Here is a 22,583-nt window from a genome sequence, read left to right as displayed (position 1 = left end):
TTTGTTAATATGTTTGTGTAAAGAGAAAACTTAGGAGGTATAAAAAATGAAAAAATTTTTATTAGTATCTATAATGGCTTTAGGATTAGGAACAGTAGCAATGGCAAAGGGAAACAATGGGCACAGAATGTCAGTTGATGGAATGGGACATAACAATGGCGGAAAAATGATGATGGGTAAGTGTCAAACAAGTGAAGAAAAAGCTTTAATGAGAGAGAAAATGAGAACAAACCCAAAGCTTCAAGAGGGAAGAATTAAACTTCAAGAAAATAAAGTGGCTATGATGAAGGAAATGGCTAAAGAGAATCCAGATTTTTCAAACATTGAAAAAATCAATAAAGAAAGAGCTAATATTCAAGCTGAGATGAAAACAGAGCAGATGAAAATGAGATATGAGATGTTAAAAACAAATAAAACTACAAATTAATTATTGAAGAGCAAGGTATTAACCTTGCTCTTTTTCATTGAATAATATATACTTTAACTATAGATATTATTAAAATTTGGAGGATGGGATGTTATATTATATAAAAGCTGGAGGACCGATACTTTATATATTACTTATTTTATCAGTGGTTTCTTTAGGGGTAATTTTAGAAAGATCTTTGTGTTTTATAAAAAATAAAATATCAGTGGACTCTATGTTAAAAAAAGAGATAAAAGAATTTTTAATAGAGGGAAAGTATAGTGAGGCGATAGAACTTTCTAAGAAAGAGAAAGGTGTTGTTGGAAAAACTTTGACAAAATTTTTAATTCGTTATTGTCTAGTTGGAGATTATAAAAATAGTGATGAACTTTTGAGAGAAATAGAGTTAGAGGAAATGGATATATTGGAACGAAATACATATATTTTAGGAATTATTGCATATACCGCTCCTATGATTGGGCTTTTAGGGACTGTTACGGGAATGATTGAAGCATTTGGTAAAATTGCAGTTTCTGGAACGGGAGATCCAAATGCTATAGCTGGTGGAATATCTCAAGCTTTGTTAACAACTGCAGGGGGATTAATAATTGCGATACCTTCAATAATAGCTTATAATATATTCAATAAAAAAATAGAGAAAATGAGTTTAGAAGTGGAAAAAACAGCCACATTTATAGTTAATATAGTGAAGAGGTAAGGGGATGAAAAGAAGAACAAAGAGAAGAAATTTAGCGACTCCGGATTTAACACCATTAATTGATGTTGTATTCCTACTTTTGATATTTTTCATGTTAGTTACAACTTTTGATAGATATAGTGGATTTAAGTTGGAACTTCCCAAAGGGGATATGATTTCTGAAACATCCAAAGCTATGTATGAATTGGTTATAGATAAAGATGAAAATCATTTTTTATTGGTGGATAAGGTTTCTAATCCGATTACGTTGGAAACGATTGGGGAGAAAGTTTTAAATGTAGAGAAAATAACAATAAGTGCAGATAAAAATTTAAAATATGAAGCTGTAGTAAAAGCAATAAGTACATTGAAGAATAATGGTGTGGATAAGGTGGAGCTGAACTTTTATGAGTAAATTTTATATTTTATCAGTTATTTTACACGGTATAGCTATATTTTTTTTATTTGGTTTTACAAAAGATGAGGAGATAAAATTTAAGGAAAAAAATACAGTGGTGGTATCGGTGAAAAATAGGAGAGCAGTTAGTGATAATACCGATATTAGTTCAATAAAAGAGAGTGAAAAAAAGGAGGAAACAGTCGTATCACAAGAGAAAATAGTGGAGAAAGAAGTAATGAAGGAAGAAAGAAAAGAGATAGAGAAAAAAGAGGTAATTACAAAAAAAAAGGTAGAAGTTAAAAAACAGGAAAAAAAAGAACAAAAGAGTACCAAGGCAGAAGAAGTCTATAATGAATTTAAAGATCAAAATAGATTTTTGCAGGGAGAGGATGGTATATTTACTGCGACTTCTCAAGACGGAATAGAGTATGAAATATTGAAAGAAATAGATCCTCAATATCCTATAAAAGCGAAAAAAATAGGGTATAATGGAGTTGGAATTGTCAAAGTTAAATTTCTTGTAGATATTGATGGAACAGTAAAAAAGATAGAGTTTATATCCGGTGAAAGCAGATTTGGCTTTAGAGAAGAGGTAGAAAAAGTTTTAAAAAAATGGAAGTTCAAACCAATTATTTATAAAGGAAAAGTAATTAAAGTTTATTTTGAAAAAGAGTTTAAATTTAAAAAAAGCTAATAATTAGGTAGAGTGTAAATAGATTTAGACTCTACCTCTTTTATATCTCGAAAAAATAGGGGGAGCTATGGATTTTAAATTGGGGTTAGATCAAAGTTTAAAGTTAAATCTTTCTATGGAAATGAAAATATCTATAGAGATTTTAACAATGGGTCTAAAAGAATTAAAAAAGTATTTAGAAAAGGAGAGCATAAAAAATTCAAATATAGAGCTTGTTTTTCCAAAATCCTCTTTTTCTAGAAGTGAGGAATATGAAAACTATATAGAAAATATAGGGGAGGAGAATGAAAGTTTAATAGATTATTTGGAGGAACAGATAAGTTACTTGGAACTAAAAAGGGAGATTAGAGATATTTTAGAGTATTTAATAAATAACTTAGATGAGAGAGGTTATTTAGCTTCAAGTTTAGAGGAGTTAAGGAAAAGTGGTGGTTTTAAGCCAAATCTGTTTAAGGAGAGTGTAAAAACTTTATATACTTTAGAACCCATAGGGGTTGGTGCCACTAATCTTGTAGAATGTTTAAAAATTCAACTTAAGAATAAAGGAATTTTGACAGCTACATTGTCAGACATTCTAGAGAGAAATTTAGAGGATATTGCAGATGAGGAATTTAAAAAAATTTCTCTAGAGAGAGGCATACCTCTTTCTAAGGTAAAGGACTATGTGAATATAATAAAAAAATTAAATCCCAAACCCGCAAGAGGATTTTATGTGAACAGAAAAATAAACTATATTGTTCCTGATTTAATTGTGGAAACATCTACTGGTGAAATTGTCGTAAAATTAAACGAAGCTGAAATTCCAAAAATAAGGTTAAAAAGTGACAATAGAAAAGATCAGATGTTGGCTTTAGCTCTCGAAAAAGGTTTGTTAAAAAGACAAAATACACTTTTAGAAGTTGGAAAATATGTTTTAAATTACCAAAAAGACTATATTCTTTTTTCTAAAAATTTAAAAACTTTAAAAGTTAAAGATATCGCATTTGCTTTAAATCTTCATGAATCAACAATTTCGAGAGCACTAAGAGATAAATTTATAAGAATAGATGGTAAAATTGAAGGTTTAAAAAAATATATCATTTTGGATAGTAAAACTGAATTGGTAAAAAAAGAGATTTTAAAAATTATTGAATCCGAAGATAAAAATAATCCACTATCGGATGAAAAAATCTTATTAAAACTTAGAGAAAAAAACATTTCAGCTCAGAGACGAACGATAGGAAAATATAGAGAGGAGCTTGGAATTTTATCCAGTAAAAAAAGAAAAATAGATAATAAAAAAGTGTTTATGTTATAATAGGAATTAAAGATTATTTTTTGTATTAAATATATAAATTTTAGAGTTGAAGAGGTGTACCTTAAATGAGAAATCTAAGTGATTTACAAAAAAAAGATTTAGAACATATCTTCCATCCTTGTTCGCAGATGAAAGATTATGAGCAGCTTCCTCCTATGGTGATAGTAAAGGGAGATGGGATATATGTAGAGGATGAGTTTGGAAATAGATATATGGACTGTGTTTCAAGTTGGTGGGTTAATTTATTTGGACATTGTAATTCAAGAATAAATGGGGCCATAAAAGAGCAGATAGATAAATTAGAACATATAATTTTTGCAAATTTTTCTCATGAAGCGGCAATTGAATTGGGAGAAAGATTAGTAGCTGTTGCACCAGACGGACTCAATAAACTTATTTTTACAGATAACGGATCTTCAAGTACTGAAGTGGCTATAAAATTAAGTTTTCAATATCATGCACAAACTGGAAATCCACAGAAAAATACATTTGTTTCGATAGAAGGTGCCTATCATGGTGAAACTATAGGTGCACTAGGCGTTGGGAATATGGATAGATTTACGGATATATATAAGCCTCTTTTAAGGGAAGGGATAAAAGTGAAAGGACCAGACTGTTTTGGATGTTCTTTTGGCAAAGAGCGTGAGAACTGTGATGCCGAATGCTTTATTTATATGGAGGATTATTTAACAGAAAATAGTGCTAAAGTTTCAGGTGTAATAATTGAATCAATGGTTCAAGGTGTTGCTGGAATGAAAATATATTCACCAATATATCTTAGAAAGCTAAGGGCATTGACAGAAAAATTAAATATTCATTTAATTGTAGATGAGATAGCAATGGGGTTTGGAAGAACTGGTAAAATGTTTGCGATAGAACACGCAGGAGTTAGTCCTGACATTATGTGTATTGGAAAAGGATTAACAGCTGGATATTTTCCAATGTCCATAGTTTTAATAACAGATAGGTTATACAATGCTTTTTACGCTGATTACTCGGAAGGAAAGTCATTTTTACACTCCCATAGTTATTCAGGAAATCCAATAGGGTGTAGAATAGCTGTAGAAACATTGAAAATTTTTGAAGAGGAAAACATATTGAAGGTTATAAAAGAAAAAGGTGATTATTTAAGAAGCGTTGCAACAGAGAGATTGAAGGGGATTCCTTATTTTGGAGAGTATAGACAAATAGGATTAATTGGAGCTATTGAATTGGTTGGAATTCCAGGAGAGAGAGCTGGATATGAAATATATAAAATAGCTTTAAGAAAGGGAGCTATTTTAAGGCCATTGGGAAATATTGTATATTTTATGCCACCATACATAATTACAAGAGAAGAGATAGATAAAATGTTAGATATTTTTGATGAATCACTTAGAGAATACCTAGAGACAATTGAATATAAAGGGGAATATGATGGTTATAAAAAAGAAAAAATCAATACGTGAACAAGTGTATGATTATTTGAAAGATGAAATTGTAAATGGAAAGATAAAAGAGGGAAGCAGAATAGTAGAAGAAGAGTTTGCAGAAAGGCTTAACATAAGTAGAACACCCTTAAGAGAAGCGATTAGAATGCTTGAACTGGAAGGTCTTATAGAGGCAAGGGAGAAAGGTGGAGTAACAGTACCAAAAACTACTAAAAAAGATGTGGAAGAGGTAGTAAAAATCAGAATAGCTTTAGAAACAGTTATATTTGAGGAGTTATTTGAAAAAATAACAGAAAAAGATATTGAAAGATTAGAGGAAAATGTAGGAAGGGCAGCAGCTATAATTAACGATAGAGAGAAATCTTTAGAAGTTTTTAAATACTTCTCTGAGTTTAATAAAATACTCTATAATATTTCAGATCTTCCAAGAGTAGTGACTTTAATAAATAATTTGAATCTGTATTTGAAAAAATTTAGAAAAATATCAGCCGAAAATAATGATAGAAGATTGAATGCCCATAGAGATCATGCTAAGATAGTTGAGTTAATAAAAGCTGGTAAAAAAGAGGAGGCTATAGCTATAAATAGAAGACATCTATTGGAAGCTAAGGAGTTCTTAATAAAACAAGTTGAAAGTTAAAATCAGAAGAAATTCTGATTTTTTTTTAGAAAAGTAGTTCAAATTGTACTAAAATTATATTTTTTATTATATTAAACATACAAAAAATAATTTGACAAAAATAAAAAATATTGTATACTCTAATGTAGATAATAAATTGTATACAGAATACGGGACACCGAATACCAAGGAGGATATTTTGAAAAATAAAGTTAAAATAACAGAGACTTGTCTAAGAGACGGACATCAATCTCTAATAGCTACAAGGTTGACAACTGCAGAGATCCTTCCAATTGTAGAAAAAATGGATGAAGTAGGATACCACGCATTAGAAGTTTGGGGAGGAGCCACTTTTGATGCTTGTATTAGATTTCTAAATGAGGATCCTTGGGAGAGATTGAGAGAGATAAAAAAGAGAGCTAAAAATACGAAATTGCAGATGCTATTGAGAGGTCAGAATCTTTTAGGATATAGACATTATGCTGATGATATAGTGGAGGAATTTGTAAAAAAATCGATAGAGAATGGTATTGATATAATTAGAATATTTGATGCATTAAATGATACAAGGAACTTAAAAGTAGCGGCGGAAGCTACTAAAAAATATGGTGGACATTGTCAACTTTCAATCGCCTATACAATAAGTCCTATTCACACAACGGAGTACTACAAAGAGTTAGCAAAAGAGATGGAAAGTATGGGAGCTGATTCAATTGTTATAAAGGATATGGCAGGGATATTATTACCTGAAACAGGATACAATTTGATACGAGAGATTAAATCGGTAATCAATGTGCCATTGGAGTTACATACTCATGCAACAAGTGGAATAGCAAGTATGCTTTATTTAAGAGCTGTAGATGCGGGGATAGATATTATTGATACATCAATTTCAACTTTTGCTGGGGGAACTGCACAACCTGCAACAGAATCTATGGTTAGAACTTTTGAGGGTGGGGAAAGGGATCCAGAACTCAATTTATCGCTTTTAAAAGAGATTGCAGAATACTTTAAGCCAATTAGAAAAAAATATATGGATGAAAAAATATTAAATATGCAAGCTTATTTTGTTGAACCAAGTATTTTAGAGTACCAATTGCCAGGTGGAATGTTATCAAATCTGGTTTCTCAATTGACAGCTCAAAAAGCAGCAGATAAGTATGAGGACGTTTTAAAGGAGATTCCGAGAGTCAGAGAGGACTTGGGATATCCACCGTTAGTAACACCGTTGAGTCAAATGGTAGGAACTCAAGCCGTATTTAATGTGTTGACTGGGGAAAGATATAAGATGATACCAAAAGAGATAAAGGATTATGTGAAAGGCCTTTATGGAAAATCTCCAGCACCGATATCTGAAGAGATAAAGAGAAAGATTATTGGAGATGAATCAGTATTTACAGGAAGACCTGCAGATCTTCTAAAACCTGAATACGCTGAGATTGCAAAGGAGATAGGTGGATTGGCAAAAAGTCCAGAAGATGTTTTGATGTATGCTATGTTTCCACAAATTGCTAAACCATATTTAGAAAACAGAGGTAAATCTAAAGAGGAAAAAGAGTATAGAAGTATAAATATAATTTTTTAGTTGAAAGGAGAATGATTTATAAGAATGTTTAAAGGGGCAATATCACTTATAACATCTTTTGAAATAACTTTGATAAGTATGTTAGTTGTGTTCATAATATTAGCTATATTAGCTTTTGTTCTTTCTCTGTTTAAATATATCCCAGCAGAAAAAAATCAAGAGATAAAAAAAGTTGTACCAACGGCAAAAAAAGTTGAAAGAGAAAAGTTTGATCCATCTAAAATAACAAGTGAAGAGATGAGAGTAGCAATGATGGTAGCGTGTATAGAGGCAGCTGGAGAAGATAAAGATGCCAATGTAAGAGTTATAGGGATAAAAGAATTAAATTAAATTAAATTAAATTAAATAGGAGTGTAACTAAAGATGATAAAAGTATATAAAGTTAAAATTGGAGAAAAAGTATATGAAGTAGAAGTAGAATCAGTTAGGGAGATAAACGGGACAATAACAACACCTCAATCGACAACTACAGCAGTACCTACTTCAGTGGCTACGCCAACAGGAAGTGGAACAAAAGTTGAAGCACCTATGCAAGGTTTAGTGGTATCGATAGAGGTAACTCCAGGAACTAGAGTAAAAGCAGGGGACACTTTATTAGTATTGGAAGCTATGAAAATGGAAAATCCAATTGTTTCGCCAGTTGATGGAGTTGTAGAATCAATTACTGTAAGCAAAGGTGATACAGTTGATGGTGGAGCATTAGTAGCAACAATATCTTAATAAAATGAATGAATTAGAGAGGAGTTAAAATGGAGTTTTTAAATAACCTATTTGCAACAACGGGAATTGCAATGATAGCACTAAATCAAGGAATTATGATATTAGTTGCTCTATTCCTATTGTTTTTAGCAATAAAAAAGCAATATGAGCCATATCTTTTACTTCCGATAGCTTTTGGAATGTTACTAGTGAACTTACCAGCACCAATTAGCGAAGGGATAATGGACAAAGATGGACTTTTAAATATTTTATATCAAGGGGTTAAATATGGAGTTTACCCTCCACTAATATTTTTAGCAATTGGAGCAAGTACGGATTTTGGTCCGTTGATTGCAAATCCTAAGAGTTTGCTTCTTGGAGCAGCAGCACAACTTGGAATTTTTGGGGCTTTTGTAGGAGCAGTTTTATTGGGGTTAAATGGTAATGAAGCAGCATCAGTTGGAATTATAGGTGGAGCAGATGGACCAACAGCAATCTATTTAACTTCAAAATTAGCACCACATATGTTGGGACCAATAGCGGTAGCTGCATACTCATACATGGCATTAGTACCTGTAATTCAACCACCTATAATTAAATTGTTGACAACTAAAAAAGAGAGACAGATAAAAATGACTCAACTTAGAAATGTAAGTAAAAGAGAAAAAATACTTTTCCCAATAGTGGTTACAATAGTAGTGACATTAATAATTCCATCCTCAATTCCTTTGGTGGGAATGCTTATGTTCGGAAACTTAGCTAAAGAGTGTGGGCTTGTTCCAAATTTAGTGGAACACATAAAGGGAGCATTGATGTATATAATTACAATATTTATAGGGCTGACAGTAGGAGCGACTACGAATGCAGAAGCATTTTTGAATCTTGCAACAATAAAGATAATAATTTTAGGACTTTTTGCTTTCTCTTTTGGAACGGCAGGAGGAGTAATCTTTGGAAAGGTTATGTGTAAGTTTAGCAAAGGGACGTTAAACCCTATGATAGGAGCAGCGGGAGTAAGTGCTGTACCAATGGCGGCTAGAGTTGTCCAAAAAGTAGGACAAGAGGAGAATCCAAGTAATTTTTTACTGATGCATGCTATGGGACCAAATGTAGCGGGAGTTATTGGTTCAGCGGTAGCAGCGGGAGTGTTATTAGCAATGTTTAAATAAAAATAAAGTGGAGGCCAGAAGATGGAAATCAAAGTGAAAGCAGTGGCAGGTACTCTTGAATCGAGCGATATGTACGTAATAATTGAGCCAAATGCTACAGGAATTGAATTAGAGATTGAAAGTGTTGTAATGGGACAGTATGGAGATGATGTCAGAAGGGTGATTTTGGAAAGTTTGAAAGAGCTTGGAGTCACTTCGGCTAAAATTTTAGTTACTGATAAAGGGGCTATTGAGCCAGTGATTAAAAGTAGAATCCAAACAGTTGTTACAAGAGCAGCTCAACAAAAATTTACTTGGAAGTAGGAGGAAGAAATGAAATTAAGACGTTCAATGCTTTTTATTCCAGGAAATAATCCAGGGGTAATAAAAGATGTACATATATATAGACCAGATTCAATAATGTTTGATTTAGAGGACGCTATTGCTGTGACAGAAAAAGATTCAGCTAGATTTTTAGTTTACAATATGCTAAAAAAAATGAAGCCAATATATAAGAGTTTAGATATAGAAACGGTTGTGAGAATCAATGCTTTGGATACAGAATATGGGGTAGAGGATTTGGAGTTTATCGTAAGAGCTCAACCAGATATTATAAGAATACCTAAAACTGATACGCCAAAAGATGTTTTAGATGTAGAAGCTCATGTAGAAAGAATTGAAAAAGAAGCTGGAATTCCAGTTGGAACAACAAAGTTGATGGTAGCTATAGAGAGCCCTTTAGGTGCTTTAAATGCTTATCAGATTGCAACTTCTTCAAAGAGGTTAGTTGGAATGGCTATTGGTGGGGAGGATTATGTAACTAATTTAAAAACAAATAGGTCTCCAGAAGGAGTAGAGCTATTTACGGGAAGAGGACTAATAGTAATGGCAGCTAGGGCAGCTGGAATAGATGCTCTAGATTCTGTTTATTCAGATGTAAATAATGATGAAGGATTTATAAAAGAAGCAACAATGATAAAGCAGATGGGATTCTCAGGAAAATCTTTAATTCATCCAAGACAAATTGAGTTACTTCATAAAGTGTATACACCTTCAGATATTGATATAAAAAAAGCTAAGAAAATTGTAGATGCGACAAGAGAAGCTTTGGAGCAAAATAAAGGTGTATTTACAGTTGATGGAAAAATGGTAGATAAGCCAATTATTGAAAGAGCCGAGCATGTTTTGAGATTAGCAAAGGCAGCTGGAGTAAGATTAGGAGGAGACGAGTAATATGACAAATAAAAGAGTTGACGAAAATCTTTTAAAAACAATAAAAGGTTACGGAGAAAGAAAAGCATATAAAGCTCCATTTACTAATCAACCTGAAGGGTCTGTTAATAAAAATACAGAATCTTTAAAAGGTGCTATAAAAAGAACTAAAGTTGTAGACTCTTTAGAAGAAGCAATAAGAAATTCAGGATTAAAAGATGGGATGACGATATCTTTTCACCACCATTTTAGAAATGGAGATAAAGTTTTACCAATGGTTTTAGATAAATTGGCTGAGATGGGATTTAAAAATCTTAGAGTGGAGGCTAGTTCATTCACTAAAGCTCATGAAGGGATTGTAAAGCATATTAAATCTGGAGTAGTAAATAGATTAGGTTCAAGTGGATTGAGAGGAGATTTAGCAAAAGAGATATCCAATGGAATGTTAGGAGATTATCCGGCAGTTATAAGGTCTCATGGAGGAAGAGCAAGAGCTATTGTTGAAGGAGATATAAAAATAGATGTGGCATTTTTAGGGGCCTCTTCATCAGATTGTATGGGAAATGCTAATGGCGTGAAAGGAAAGTCACTTTGCGGATCTTTAGGGTATGCAAAAGTGGATGCAGCCTACGCTGACAAAGTGATAATAATAACAGATACTTTAGTTGACTATCCAAATAGTCCAATGAGTATTCCGCAGACACAAGTTGATTATGTAGTAGTGGTTGATGAAATTGGGGATCCTAATGGAATAATGTCTGGAGCTACAAGGTTCACATCAAATCCTAAAGAACTATTGATGGCTAAGAAAGTTTTAGATGTAATGTTAGCGTCAGGATATTTTAATGATGGATTTTCAATGCAAACGGGTTCAGGTGGAGCTTCATTGGCGGTAACAAGATTTATAAGGGAAGAGTTGCTAAAAAGAAATATAAAGTGTAGCTTTGGTTTGGGAGGAATAACAAAAGCCTTTGTTGATTTATTAGAAGAAGGATTGATGGGACAACTCTATGATACACAATGTTTTGATTTAGCAGCGGTTGAATCAATAGGAAGAAATGAAAAGCACGTAGAAGTAAGCGCTGATTTTTATGCAAACCCATTTAACTGTTCACCAGCTGTAAATAAGTTAGACTTTGTTATTTTAAGTGCTTTAGAAGTGGATAAAGACTTTAATGTCAATGTTATATCGGGTTCAGACGGAGTTATAAGAGAGGCTTCTGGAGGACATTCAGATACCGCAGCTGCTGCAAATGTATCAATTATAGTTGCACCATTGACAAGAGGGAGAATACCAACAATAATTGATAAAGTGACAACGGTTGTAACACCTGGAAGTACAGTAGATGTAGTTGTAACTGACTATGGAGTAGTTGTAAATCCAACTAGAACTGATTTATTAGAAAAATTCCAAAGAGCTGGAATAGAGCTGGTAACTATGGATAAATTACGAGAGTTGGCAAATTTTATTGTTGGAGAACCGAAAGAGATAGAGTTTGAAGAACAGATTGTAGCTGTTGTTGAATACAGAGATGGTAGCATAATTGATGTTGTTAGAAAGATAAAAAGATAGTACAGTGCAATAAGTAAAACAAAAAAATATACATAAATTTAGAGGGATAAGGGGAGAAAAAATGGCACAAAAAAATTTCAAAGAACTGTTTGATCCAAAGCAGTCAAAGTGGAGCGGATTATCGATTCAAATGTTTCTAGGACTATTAGCAATAGTTGCATTAACTGTGTATGTACCTTTTGGTGGAAAAGAAGCAGCTTTTTTAAGAGGTAATTTTCTAGTGATATTTAGCATATTGGCAGTATTTGGTATTTTATTTGGTGAAATTGGAGATAGAATTCCAATATGGAACGACTATATTGGAGGAGGGACGGTTTTAGTATTCTTTGCCTCAGCGGTAATGGGGACTTATAATTTAATTCCAACAAAAGTTTTAAAGGCGATTGATGTTTTTTACGGTGAGCAACCAGTGAACTTTTTAGAGTTATTTATCCCAGCTTTAATAGTTGGTTCAGTTTTAACAGTTAATAGAAAGACTCTTCTTCAATCGATAGCGGGATATATTCCATTGATATTAATTGGAGTAGTTGGGGCTACATTAGGTGGAATAGGAGCAGGACTTTTATTTGGAAAAGAACCTTTAGATATTATTATGAACTATGTTTTACCTATAATGGGGGGAGGAACTGGAGCAGGAGCTATCCCTATGTCAGAGATGTGGGCACAAAAAACTGGTGGAAATCCGAAGGATTGGTTCGCATTTGCAATCTCTATATTAACAATTGCCAATGTTATCGCTATTTTTACTGGAGCATTTTTAAAAGAGCTTGGAAAGAAGCATCCAAATTTAACAGGAAATGGAAATTTAATATTGGATGATACGAAAGAAGCGGTAAAGGAGGAGGCGGGACCTAAGGTAGTAGTTACAGCAAAAGACCTTGCGTCAGCATTTGCTTTTATCGGAGTTTTATTTATGTTTTCTCATATATCAGGAGTAATATGGACTTCGTTAGGATTTCCTTTTGAAATGCATAGATTAGCTTTTTTAGTAATTTATTCGATTGTTTTAAATATATTAAATATCGTTCCTGCAGCGATAAAAGCTGGGTCAAAAGAGATTCAAGCATATTTTTCAAAATATACTATTTGGGTACTAATGGGGGCAGTAGGATTTGGTACAGATGTACAAGAAATTATAAACTCTCTATCTATAGCTAACTTAGTGATTGCTTTAGCAATAGTTTTAGGAGCAGTTCTATTGATTATGTTAGCGTCTAGAAGAATGAAATTCTATCCAGTAGAGGCAGCTATTACAGCTGGATTATGTATGGCTAATAGAGGTGGGTCTGGAGACATTGCGGTTCTTGGAGCGGCAGATAGAATGGAGCTTATTTCTTTTGCACAAATTTCATCAAGAGTGGGAGGAGCAATGATGCTTATTCTAGGGTCTATGGTATTTGGATTCTTTGCATAATTTAGCTCTAAAGTTATTTTAAGTTATATACATGAAAGGAGATTGAAGTGATTCAATCTCTTTTTCTTTTAATTTAGGATAAATAATGTATAATAAGGATAAAATGTAAAAGAATTAGGAGGCATATTATGTTCAGAAAAGATATTCCCAAATTTTTAATAGATAATAAAAATAGTGTGGTGTATATAGGATCCTCTAATAAAAATATAGATATTTATTTTGAAAACATAGTTGAACAGCAGGAGATTGATTTAATTGAACTTTCAAATATTCAAGAAGAGGATGACTATTATAGAGTAAATTATCAGCTTTTAGAAAGTTTAAAAAATAATAGAAAATTGATAATTTTAACATCTTTAGAAGGTATTTTGACCCATTATTCCTTAAATAGTGATATTTTGACTCTGTCATTAGGAGAGGGGATAACAAGAAAGGAACTCATAGAACTTTTAGAAAAAAATGAATATAAAAAAAATTATTTAGTAGAAGAAAGAATGGAGTTTTCAGTTAGGGGGGATATTGTAGATATTTATCCCTTGAACGGGGAGCACCCAATTAGAGTGGAGTATTTTGGGGACGAGATTGATAGAATAACGTATTTTTCTATTATGGATCAAAAAAGTTTTGAAAAAATAAGTAGAGTAAATATGTATATAAACAAAAATAATTTAGAAAAAATAGATTTTATAGAACTTTTAGAGAGGATAAGGAAAAATAGAAACTGTGATACTTATTTAGAGAATGCTGAAATAGTCAGATATAAGTTGGAAGAAGCCATAGTTAGAAAAAGAGATGAAGAGAATGAAATCAGGGAACTGTATGAAAAGATAGAAAATATTTCCAAAAAAATAGATGTAATTAAAAGCGAAGGAGACACAGAGAAGATAAAGTCGTTAAGTACAAAAGATGGCGTAAAATATGAAAATATCTCACAAATTAGAGAAGGAGACTACATCATTCATGAAAATTATGGTGTTGGAATTTATTTAGGAATCCAAGAGATTGATGGAAAGGATTACTTGGCTATAAGATATGCTGATGAAGATAGACTATTTGTACCGATTGAAGGATTAAATAAAATAGAAAGATTTTTAGTCTCAACTGGTAAAACACCTGAGTTATATAATTTGGGAAGAAGAGGATTTAAAAGAAGAAGAGAAAAGTTAGAAGAGGATATGCTTAAATTTGCCAAGGAGATTGTAGAGATTCAAGCTAGAAGAGCTCTCCATACAGGTTATAAGTTTTCACCAGATACAGTTTGGCAAGAGGAATTCGAAGAAAAATTTCCATATATAGAAACAAGAGATCAAAAAAATGCTATAAAAGATGTTAAAAGAGATATGGAGTCCTCAAAAGTCATGGATAGAATTGTCTGTGGGGATGTGGGCTATGGAAAAACAGAGGTTGCTATAAGAGCAGCTTTTAAGTGTGTTATGGATGGAAAGCAAGTTTTGATAATAGCTCCAACAACAGTTCTAGCCCAGCAACACTATGATAGGTTTGTGGAAAGGTATAAAGAGTATCCGATAACTCTTGAATTGTTAAGTAGGTTAAGTGGAGATAAGGAGCAAAAAGAAATAATAAAGAAAGTTGAAAATGGGAGTGTAGATATTGTTATTGGGACTCATAGAGTTTTATCAGGAGATTTAAAATTTAAAAATTTAGGGCTTATAGTAGTTGATGAAGAACAAAAGTTCGGAGTAAAAGATAAAGAAAAATTAAAAAAAATGAAACATAATGTAGATATGTTAACTTTAACAGCTACCCCTATCCCTAGAACTTTAAATTATGCACTATTGGGTATTAGAGATATTTCCGTTATAGAAACTGCACCAGAGGGAAGAACACCCATAGAAACAAAATTTATAGGTGATAATAAAGAAGAAATTAGGGAATCTATCATGAAAGAGATAGCTCGTGAGGGACAAGTTTTCTATATATTCAATAGAGTTAAAAGGATAGAAGATAAATTAAATGATTTAAAAAAGATACTTCCTAAATTTGTAACTGTGGATTATATTCATGGAAAAATGACACCTAAAAATATAAAAGAGAAATTAAAAAAATTTCAAGATGGAGACATTGACATTTTATTGAGTACTACGATTATAGAAAATGGAATTGATATAGAGAATGCAAATACTATTTTGATAGAGGGACTAGATAAATTAGGACTTTCGCAAGTTTATCAACTTCGTGGAAGAGTAGGAAGAGGAAAAAGAAAAGGTTACTGTTATCTAATAGTTGATAAAGATAAAAAATTGGGTAAAAAAGCTTTAGAGAGGGAGGTAACTTTAAAAGATATTGGAGAATTTGGAGGGGGTTTTAAACTTTCGTTGGAAGATATGAGAATAAGAGGGGCTGGTGAGATATTAGGAGATAAGCAACATGGTGCCTTGGAAACTTTTGGATATAACCTTTATACTAAACTTTTACAGGAAGAGGTGGCTAGAGTAAAAGGGGATTATAAAGAAGATTTTGAAACAAAAATTATTTTGAAAGAGGATTCCTATATTCCAAAAGATTATATAGAAGGTGACGAAAGATTAATAATCTACAGAAGATTGGTTGATACAAGGGATTTAAACAAATTGTTTGAAATAAAAATGGAGATGGTAGATAGATTTGGTGCGTTACCCGAAGAAGTAATAAATTTATTGAGGTATTTAGAGGTAAAGATATTAGCTAAAGATTTGAAAATTGAGGAGATAATAGAAAAAGAGGGAGAATATTTTTTAAAATTTGATAATAATTATGTAAACTTTGAAAAATTACTAAAGCTTATTGAGGACAAAAAAGCTAGATACTCTCAAAAAGAAGGGGGAGTATATTACTTTGAGGATATTTTAAAATTTTTATATTGGTACAGAGGAGATGACGATTTGAATGAAAAAATTTGATGAGTTGATAGAGATTATAAAAAAATTGAGAGAACCTGATGGTTGTCCTTGGGATAGAGAACAAACTTTAGAAAGTCTAAAACCCCATCTACTGGAAGAAACGTATGAGGTTTTAGAAGCTATGGATGAAGGTGGTGAAAAACTAAAAGGTGAATTGGGAGATTTATTGCTTCAAGTAGTTTTTCAATCCAATATATGTGAAGAACAAGGAGAGTTTAAGATAGAGGATGTGATTGATACTATTTCAAAAAAAATGATTAGAAGACATCCTCATGTATTCGGAAAAAAAGTAGAGATTAAGACTTCAGATGAGGTTTTAGTAAATTGGGAAAAGATAAAAAAAGAAGAAAAGGAACACGCAGAAAGAGCTTCAATTTTAGATGGGGTTCCAAAGGGGATGCCAGCACTTTTAAGAGCTGAAAAGCTTCAAAAAAAGGCGTCTAAAGTAGGATTTGATTGGTCAGAAGTTCATGGAGTTATAGATAAAGTTGAAGAGGAAATCGGTGAACTGAGATACGAAATTATGTCTGGGGACGAAGAAAAAGCTAAAGAGGAGTTAGGAGATTTGTTTTTTGCCTTGGTTAACTTATCTAGGCATTTGGGCGTAAATCCAGAACTTTGTCTAAATGAAGCATCCAATAAATTTGAGAGACGTTTTAGATATGTTGAAAAAAATTGTGATTTGGAAGAAGCAACTCTTGAACAGATGGATAGACTTTGGGAAGAATCTAAAAAATAAAAATATTTTTCAAAACTATTGACTTATGAAAAAAATAAGGTATATATAATATTACGAAAAAGGAAGGGACAGGATGAGATTAGATAAATTTTTAAAAGTGAGCAGAATAATAAAAAGAAGACCAATTGCTAAAATAGTGGTAGATGGTGGAAAAGCGAAATTGAATGGTAAAGTAGCAAAGGCCAGCACAGAAGTTAAGGTGGGAATGGAATTGGAACTTGAGTATTATAATAAATATTTTAAATTTAAAATATTAGAAGTTCCTGAAGGAAATGTGGCAAAAAGCAAAACATCTGAGCTAGTGGAATTGTTGGATAGCAAGGGTATAGTTGTTGATTTAGATAGTGAGGAGGATATATTTTAATGAAAATATTCAATCTTCAGTCAAATGCTAAAATAAATATTGGCTTAAATATAGTTGGTGTTTTAGAAAATGGTTACCATCTTTTAGATATGACTATGATTCCGATTGATTTGTGCGATAATTTAATAATAAAAATTGAAGATAAAAATGGAGATTTGAAAATAGAGACAAATAAAAAGGATATTCCAGTAGATTCGAGTAATATTCTTTATAAAATATACGAAAAGTTTTATGAAAAAACAAAATTAGCACCTTTAAAAATAAAAGTTTTTTTAGAAAAAATTATTCCTCATCAAGCAGGATTGGGAGGAGGGAGTTCTAATGGTGCGACATTTTTAAATTTTTTAAATAAATTTCATGGGGATATTTTATCCATTGAAGAGTTATTGGAATTAGGAAAAAGTGTAGGATCAGATATTCCTTTTTTTATATTGAATAAATCGGCAAGAGTTCAGGGAATCGGTGAAAAATTAGAGGAGATTCAAAATAATTTGAAAGTTTCTTTGGTTGTACTTAAACCACCTTTTGGAGTTTCGACTGCTGAAGCTTATAAACAAGTAAAGAGTGCAAAAAATCTAAAAAAAGCAGATATAGAGAATATAATAGAAGGTTTAAAAAATGGTAATTTGCCATTGGTCGAAAAATATATTGAGAATAATTTAGAGGAAGCACTGTTGAAATCAGATGAAACTTTGATTGAGTTTAAAAGACGTTTAGCAGAAATAGAGGAATTAAAGTTTTTTATGTCAGGAAGTGGAAGTGCATTTTATGCATTTTTGACAGAGGACATTGATAAGAGAATTAGTAAACTAAAACACAGATTTAACGATTGCGAGATATATCTTTGCAATTTTAAATAAAACTACTAAATCATAAGGAAGGTGCATTTAGAATGAGAATTACAGATGTAAGATTGAGAACAGTGAAAAATGAGAACGAACTTAAGTTAAAAGCTTATGTAGATGTTACTTTTGAAGAATGTTTTGTAATTCATGGATTAAAAGTAATTGATGGTCAAAAAGGAATGTTTGTTGCTATGCCTTCAAGAAAAATGCCTGATGGTGAATACAAGGATATAGCTCATCCGATAACACCAGAACTTAGAAAGGATATAACAGATTCAGTTATAGCTAAGTATAAAGAGGTTATGTCACAGGAAATAACACCAGTAGAAGTAGTAGAAGAAGAAATTGTAGAAGAATAAAAAATCGTTGACAATGTCAAAAAAAAATGATATTATTTTATTGATGTTGGGGTGTCGCCAAGCGGTAAGGCAACGGACTTTGACTCCGTCATGCGTTGGTTCGAATCCAGCCACCCCAGCCATTAAAATAGTATTTAACGGGAACTTGTATGTTCCTGTTTTTTTTTATTCTATGAAAAAAATATCTCTTTTAGATTTTCTAAAAGAGATATTTCGAGTTTATAATTTACAGTAGTTTTTAGCAATTTCAGAAGCTAACTTAGCATTGTTGAAAACTAGTTGAATATTAGATTCTAAACTTTTTCCTTTTGTTATATCCTTAACTTTAGCAAGTAAGAATGGAGTGCTGTCTTTTCCTTTTATGCCTTTTTCTTCAGCTTCAGCAACAGCATTATTTATAGCGGTAGTAATAGTATCAAAGTCCATAGCAAACTCTTCGGGAATTGGGTTTGTAATTACAACTCCACCTTTTAGATTAACATCCCATTTAGCTTTTAAAGTTTTAGCAATTTGCTCAGGAGTATCCATTTTATAATCTACTTTAAATCCACTTTTTCTAGTGTAGAAAGCAGGTAATTCCTTAGTTTGGTAACCAAGAACAGGAACACCTTTTGTTTCTAAAAATTCAAGTGTTAAACCGATATCAAGAATTGATTTAGCTCCAGCACAAACAACCGCCACATCAGTCATAGCTAACTCTTCCAAATCAGCAGAGATATCCATTGTTGTTTCAGCACCCCTGTGAACTCCACCAATACCTCCAGTAGCAAATACTTTAATCCCGGCAAGAGCAGCGATAATCATAGTAGATGCAACAGTTGTGGCACCATCATCTTCAGAAGCTAATATAGCAGGAATATCTCTTCTACTAGCTTTAGTAACTTCTAATCCTTTTTTACCTAAATAGTCAATCTCCTCTTTGTTTAAACCAACTTTAAGTTTACCATTTAAGATAGCAATAGTAGCCGGTACAGCACCGTTTTGTCTAACAATTTCTTCAACTTTTAAAGCTGTTTCAACATTTTGAGGATAAGGCATACCGTGAGATATAATAGTTGACTCAAGTGCAACAACAGGTTTATTGTTCTCTAATGCTTCCTTAACTTCTTTTGAAATTTCTAAATATTTTGCCAAATTCATAAATTTTCCTCCTTGATTCTATTGATATTCTCTAAAGACATATTATCACTTATTGTTTTTTCACTTGAAATAGCTATTGCAGCACATGCAATGCCGTTTTTACAACTTTCAATAATATCTAAATTTTCCAGATAACTATAGGCGATACCAGACATAAAAGCGTCGCCAGCACCAGTGGTGTTCACAACTTCTGTTTTAAATGGTTTCATATGACCAGATGTTTCACCATTGGAATAGAACACACCTTTTTCACCTAGAGAAATAAAAACTTGTTTAACTCCCTTTTGAATAAAGAAATTAGCACATTTTTCTAATGAATTTTGATCTATAATATCTATACCAGAAAGGATTTCAGCTTCAATTCGATTGGGCTTTATAGTGTGGAACTTCCCTATAAAGTTTTTTATTTTTAAAGCCTTAGTTGTAGAAACACAATCTAAAAACAGTGGAATCGAAAAATTATCAACAATATATTTTATAGTTTCTTCTGGAATATTAGTATCGATTATACACAGCTTAGATTCATCCAAAATTTCTTTTTTAGATTTGATAAAGTCTATAGTGAGGTTATCGTATAAATCCATAGCGGAGATAGCTAATTTCATATCATTATTATCATCCAAAATTGATATATAGGTTGAAGTTGGAGAATTTGGAATCATTAGAGAATTAGATATATTAATTCCTAAAGATTTACAATTTCTTTTAATTTCTTCACTGTTAAAATCATCACCTAATACTGTTATCAGCTCGACGTCTTGATCTAATCTAGATAAATTATCAGCGATATTTCTCCCAACTCCACCAAAAGAGGTATTAACTTTTCCAGGATTGGAGTCATAATCTCTTAAGGACGAGTAAGACTGAGCTGAAATATCAATATTTGTTCCGCCAATAACAGAAACAAAAGATTTTTTTTGTATGATATATCCCTTTCCAATTATTTTTCCTTTTTTTATCAAATTAGAAATATGTACTGCAACGGATGAGCGAGCAATATCAGCCTTTTCTGCCAATTCAGATTGAGATATAAAGGGATTTTCTTCAATCCATTTTAAAATTTCTTTCTCTCTATTAGTCATAAGCACCTCCCTTTTAAACAATTGTTTATATAAATAAACTTTTGTTTAAATAGTATCATTGAAGCACTGGAAAGTCAATGGATTTATATATAAAAAAATTGATTTTTAATGGAAAAAATATTAAAATTTTAATAGAGAATTAAAAGGGGTGATAGATTGGATAATTTTAAAGGAAATAGAAGTAAGAAAATTTGGATTTTAATAGAGATTGTCGCAGGGATACTTTTTGCCACATTCGTTTATTTTGTTTTGCGAGGAAAAGAGAATGTATTAGGAGGATTTATAAGAATTTTAACATCTCCAACAGTATTAATAACAGATTTTTTAGTTATTGGTGGAATGGGAGCTACATTTTTAAATGCTTTTTTAATTTTTATATTTAACTACACTTTGATGAGACTTCTAGGAACACCGTTGAATGGTATAGCAATAGCATCATTTTTTACAGTGTTTGGTTTTTCTTTTTTTGGAAAAAATATACTAAATATTCTTCCATTCTATGTGGGTGGAATTCTTTACTCAAAGTATGAGCATATAGAGTTTAGGGATATTTTAGTAACAATATCGTTTACAAGTGCACTTGCACCATTTATTAGTGAAGTTGCTTTTAATATTCATGTACTAAGTGAGTATGCGTATATAAATGCAATTGTTTTGGGAATTGTGATAGGTTTTATTGTGACACCGTTAGCTAAAAAAATGGCAGGATTTCATGAAGGATTCAATCTTTATAACTTAGGATTTACGGGTGGAATACTGGGAGCTGTAATAGCTTCGGTTTTAAAACTTTATCAGTTTGTAGTTGTTCCTCAAAGAATAATTTCAATAGAACATGATTTAGAACTGAAAGTCATAGCTAGTGGAGTCTTTTTATCATTGATATTTATAGGATATTATATAAATAACAAAAGCTTTACAGGATATAAAATTTTATTAAAAGATACAGGATTAAAAAGTGATTTTGTTATAAAATATGGGTATGGACTTACATTTATAAATATGGGAATTATGGGATTTGTAGCTATGATGTATCCTATTTTACTGGGGCAAACTTTAAATGGACCACTGTTGGCAGGAATATTAACAGTGGTTGGCTTTTCAGCTTATGGAAAAACAATTTTAAATATAACACCGATATTATTAGGAGTATTTATAGGTAAATTTGGAAGTACAACAGATGGCTTTACAATAGCATTATCTGGATTATTTGGAACATCATTGGCACCAGTAGCTGGTGTTTATGGGCCTTTGTGGGGAATTGTAGCGGGGATGCTTCATATTGCAGTTGTACAGAGTATAGGAGTAATTCATGGAGGTTTAAATCTTTATAACAATGGATTTTCAGCTGGAATTATAGCTGGATTTTTACTGCCAATAATAAATACAACAAAAGAGAGTGTAAATAAAAGAAGAGCTAAGTATCTTCAAAGACAAAAAGCTTTACACGATTTGATTAGAAAAACGGAAGATGATCTCAATGAAAGATTTTAAAGAAAATAAATTTGTTTTATTAAAATAAAAAAAGTTATTGACTTAGATTAAAAATTATGATACTATAATTCTTGTCAGCGGGAAACACCGCCGACAGGAATTATTGAAGGACATTAGCAACCGAATAGAGAAAATAGTCAGAAGTTATGAAAATAACAGATACCAGAAATGGTAAACCAATAAATGGTGTAAACGTAAAGTCTTTGGACTTTAAATATATTTGAATGAAGAGTTTGATCCTGGCTCAGGATGAACGCTGACAGAATGCTTAACACATGCAAGTCGATTCGAGTTACTTTCGGGTAACAAGGATGGCGGACGGGTGAGTAACGCGTAAGGAACTTGCCTCTTGGTCTGGGACAACTGTTGGAAACGACAGCTAATACCGGATATTATGAGGTTCTCGCATGGGAAACTCATGAAAGCTATATGCGCCAAGAGAGAGCCTTGCGTTCCATTAGCTAGTTGGTGGGGTAATGGCCCACCAAG

Annotated in this window: 23 protein-coding genes, 1 tRNA gene and 1 rRNA gene; 23 read left to right on the top strand and 2 right to left on the bottom strand. The window is 32.0% G+C overall.

What is annotated here, in order from left to right:
* The first annotated feature begins 46 nt into the window (after positions 1-46).
* From ACWI69_RS02565 to ACWI69_RS02465, 21 genes are all read left to right on the top strand, one after another.
* Positions 47-427 carry a hypothetical protein gene (locus ACWI69_RS02565; RefSeq protein WP_448820293.1) on the top strand — a complete coding sequence of 127 codons (381 nt, stop codon included), beginning with the start codon at positions 47-49 and terminating at the stop codon, positions 425-427.
* A gap of 88 nt (positions 428-515) precedes the next feature.
* Positions 516-1,124, top strand: a complete 609-nt coding sequence (locus tag ACWI69_RS02560; protein WP_448820292.1) for a MotA/TolQ/ExbB proton channel family protein — start codon at positions 516-518, stop codon at positions 1,122-1,124.
* Positions 1,125-1,128: 4 nt separating this feature from the next.
* Positions 1,129-1,518, top strand: coding sequence for an ExbD/TolR family protein (locus tag ACWI69_RS02555; RefSeq protein WP_448820291.1), 390 nt, complete (start codon positions 1,129-1,131; stop codon positions 1,516-1,518).
* The gene (locus tag ACWI69_RS02550) at positions 1,511-2,197 is read left to right on the top strand and encodes an energy transducer TonB (protein ID WP_448820290.1); all 687 of its coding nucleotides are present in this window, start codon (positions 1,511-1,513) and stop codon (positions 2,195-2,197) included. Before ACWI69_RS02555 ends, ACWI69_RS02550 begins: the two co-directional genes overlap by 8 nt.
* 67 nt (positions 2,198-2,264) lie before the next feature.
* Positions 2,265-3,494, top strand: coding sequence for an RNA polymerase factor sigma-54 (gene rpoN / locus ACWI69_RS02545; protein WP_448820289.1), 1,230 nt, complete (start codon positions 2,265-2,267; stop codon positions 3,492-3,494).
* Between the two features lie 65 nt (positions 3,495-3,559).
* A complete protein-coding gene (gene bioA, locus ACWI69_RS02540) occupies positions 3,560-4,942 on the top strand; it encodes an adenosylmethionine--8-amino-7-oxononanoate transaminase (protein WP_448820288.1) in 1,383 nt (460 codons plus the stop codon).
* The gene (locus ACWI69_RS02535) at positions 4,911-5,564 is read left to right on the top strand and encodes a GntR family transcriptional regulator (RefSeq protein WP_448820287.1); all 654 of its coding nucleotides are present in this window, start codon (positions 4,911-4,913) and stop codon (positions 5,562-5,564) included. Before bioA ends, ACWI69_RS02535 begins: the two co-directional genes overlap by 32 nt.
* A gap of 178 nt (positions 5,565-5,742) precedes the next feature.
* Positions 5,743-7,128, top strand: coding sequence for an oxaloacetate decarboxylase subunit alpha (locus ACWI69_RS02530; protein ID WP_448820286.1), 1,386 nt, complete (start codon positions 5,743-5,745; stop codon positions 7,126-7,128).
* Positions 7,129-7,152: 24 nt separating this feature from the next.
* On the top strand, positions 7,153-7,458 hold the full coding sequence (locus tag ACWI69_RS02525) for an OadG family protein (RefSeq protein WP_448820285.1): 306 nt from the start codon (positions 7,153-7,155) through the stop codon (positions 7,456-7,458).
* 33 nt (positions 7,459-7,491) lie between these two features.
* On the top strand, positions 7,492-7,848 hold the full coding sequence (locus ACWI69_RS02520) for a biotin/lipoyl-containing protein (protein ID WP_448820284.1): 357 nt from the start codon (positions 7,492-7,494) through the stop codon (positions 7,846-7,848).
* Between the two features lie 29 nt (positions 7,849-7,877).
* A complete protein-coding gene (locus ACWI69_RS02515) occupies positions 7,878-8,996 on the top strand; it encodes a sodium ion-translocating decarboxylase subunit beta (RefSeq protein ID WP_448820283.1) in 1,119 nt (372 codons plus the stop codon).
* A 21-nt stretch (positions 8,997-9,017) separates the two neighbouring features.
* Positions 9,018-9,299 carry a citrate lyase acyl carrier protein gene (citD, locus tag ACWI69_RS02510; RefSeq protein ID WP_448820282.1) on the top strand — a complete coding sequence of 94 codons (282 nt, stop codon included), beginning with the start codon at positions 9,018-9,020 and terminating at the stop codon, positions 9,297-9,299.
* 9 nt (positions 9,300-9,308) lie between these two features.
* Positions 9,309-10,208 (top strand): aldolase/citrate lyase family protein, encoded by a 900-nt coding sequence (locus ACWI69_RS02505; protein ID WP_448820281.1) that lies wholly within the window; start codon positions 9,309-9,311, stop codon positions 10,206-10,208.
* Position 10,209: 1 nt separating this feature from the next.
* Positions 10,210-11,760 (top strand): citrate lyase subunit alpha, encoded by a 1,551-nt coding sequence (gene citF, locus ACWI69_RS02500; protein ID WP_448820280.1) that lies wholly within the window; start codon positions 10,210-10,212, stop codon positions 11,758-11,760.
* A gap of 61 nt (positions 11,761-11,821) precedes the next feature.
* A complete protein-coding gene (locus ACWI69_RS02495; RefSeq protein WP_448820279.1) occupies positions 11,822-13,174 on the top strand; it encodes a 2-hydroxycarboxylate transporter family protein in 1,353 nt (450 codons plus the stop codon).
* Between the two features lie 128 nt (positions 13,175-13,302).
* Positions 13,303-16,074, top strand: a complete 2,772-nt coding sequence (locus tag ACWI69_RS02490; protein ID WP_448820278.1) for a DEAD/DEAH box helicase — start codon at positions 13,303-13,305, stop codon at positions 16,072-16,074.
* On the top strand, positions 16,061-16,813 hold the full coding sequence (mazG, locus tag ACWI69_RS02485) for a nucleoside triphosphate pyrophosphohydrolase (protein ID WP_448820277.1): 753 nt from the start codon (positions 16,061-16,063) through the stop codon (positions 16,811-16,813). The genes ACWI69_RS02490 and mazG overlap by 14 nt, the downstream gene beginning before the upstream one ends.
* 73 nt (positions 16,814-16,886) lie before the next feature.
* Positions 16,887-17,177 carry an RNA-binding S4 domain-containing protein gene (locus tag ACWI69_RS02480; protein WP_448820276.1) on the top strand — a complete coding sequence of 97 codons (291 nt, stop codon included), beginning with the start codon at positions 16,887-16,889 and terminating at the stop codon, positions 17,175-17,177.
* On the top strand, positions 17,177-18,037 hold the full coding sequence (ispE, locus tag ACWI69_RS02475; RefSeq protein ID WP_448820275.1) for a 4-(cytidine 5'-diphospho)-2-C-methyl-D-erythritol kinase: 861 nt from the start codon (positions 17,177-17,179) through the stop codon (positions 18,035-18,037). Before ACWI69_RS02480 ends, ispE begins: the two co-directional genes overlap by 1 nt.
* Before the next feature lie 32 nt (positions 18,038-18,069).
* A complete protein-coding gene (spoVG, locus tag ACWI69_RS02470) occupies positions 18,070-18,381 on the top strand; it encodes a septation regulator SpoVG (protein ID WP_448820274.1) in 312 nt (103 codons plus the stop codon).
* 47 nt (positions 18,382-18,428) lie between these two features.
* A tRNA-Gln gene (locus ACWI69_RS02465) sits at positions 18,429-18,503 on the top strand.
* Between the two features lie 97 nt (positions 18,504-18,600).
* On the opposite strand, the gene ACWI69_RS02460 is transcribed toward ACWI69_RS02465, so the two are convergent.
* Positions 18,601-19,521 carry a pseudouridine-5'-phosphate glycosidase gene (locus ACWI69_RS02460; protein ID WP_448820273.1) on the bottom strand — a complete coding sequence of 307 codons (921 nt, stop codon included), beginning with the start codon at positions 19,519-19,521 and terminating at the stop codon, positions 18,601-18,603.
* On the bottom strand, positions 19,518-20,603 hold the full coding sequence (locus tag ACWI69_RS02455; RefSeq protein ID WP_448820272.1) for a carbohydrate kinase: 1,086 nt from the start codon (positions 20,601-20,603) through the stop codon (positions 19,518-19,520). Before ACWI69_RS02455 ends, ACWI69_RS02460 begins: the two co-directional genes overlap by 4 nt.
* A 156-nt stretch (positions 20,604-20,759) precedes the next feature.
* Between ACWI69_RS02455 and ACWI69_RS02450 the strand changes: the two genes are divergently transcribed.
* Entirely contained in the window at positions 20,760-22,094 is a 1,335-nt protein-coding gene (locus ACWI69_RS02450) for a DUF1576 domain-containing protein (RefSeq protein ID WP_448820271.1), read from the top strand.
* Positions 22,095-22,315: 221 nt separating this feature from the next.
* Positions 22,316-22,583: ribosomal RNA gene (locus ACWI69_RS02445) — 16S ribosomal RNA — on the top strand; the annotation flags it as partial.

It is taken from the genome of Cetobacterium sp., assembly GCF_977044495.1.
Note: the sequence above shows the minus strand (reverse complement) of the source record. Positions and strands in the feature narration are given on the sequence as shown.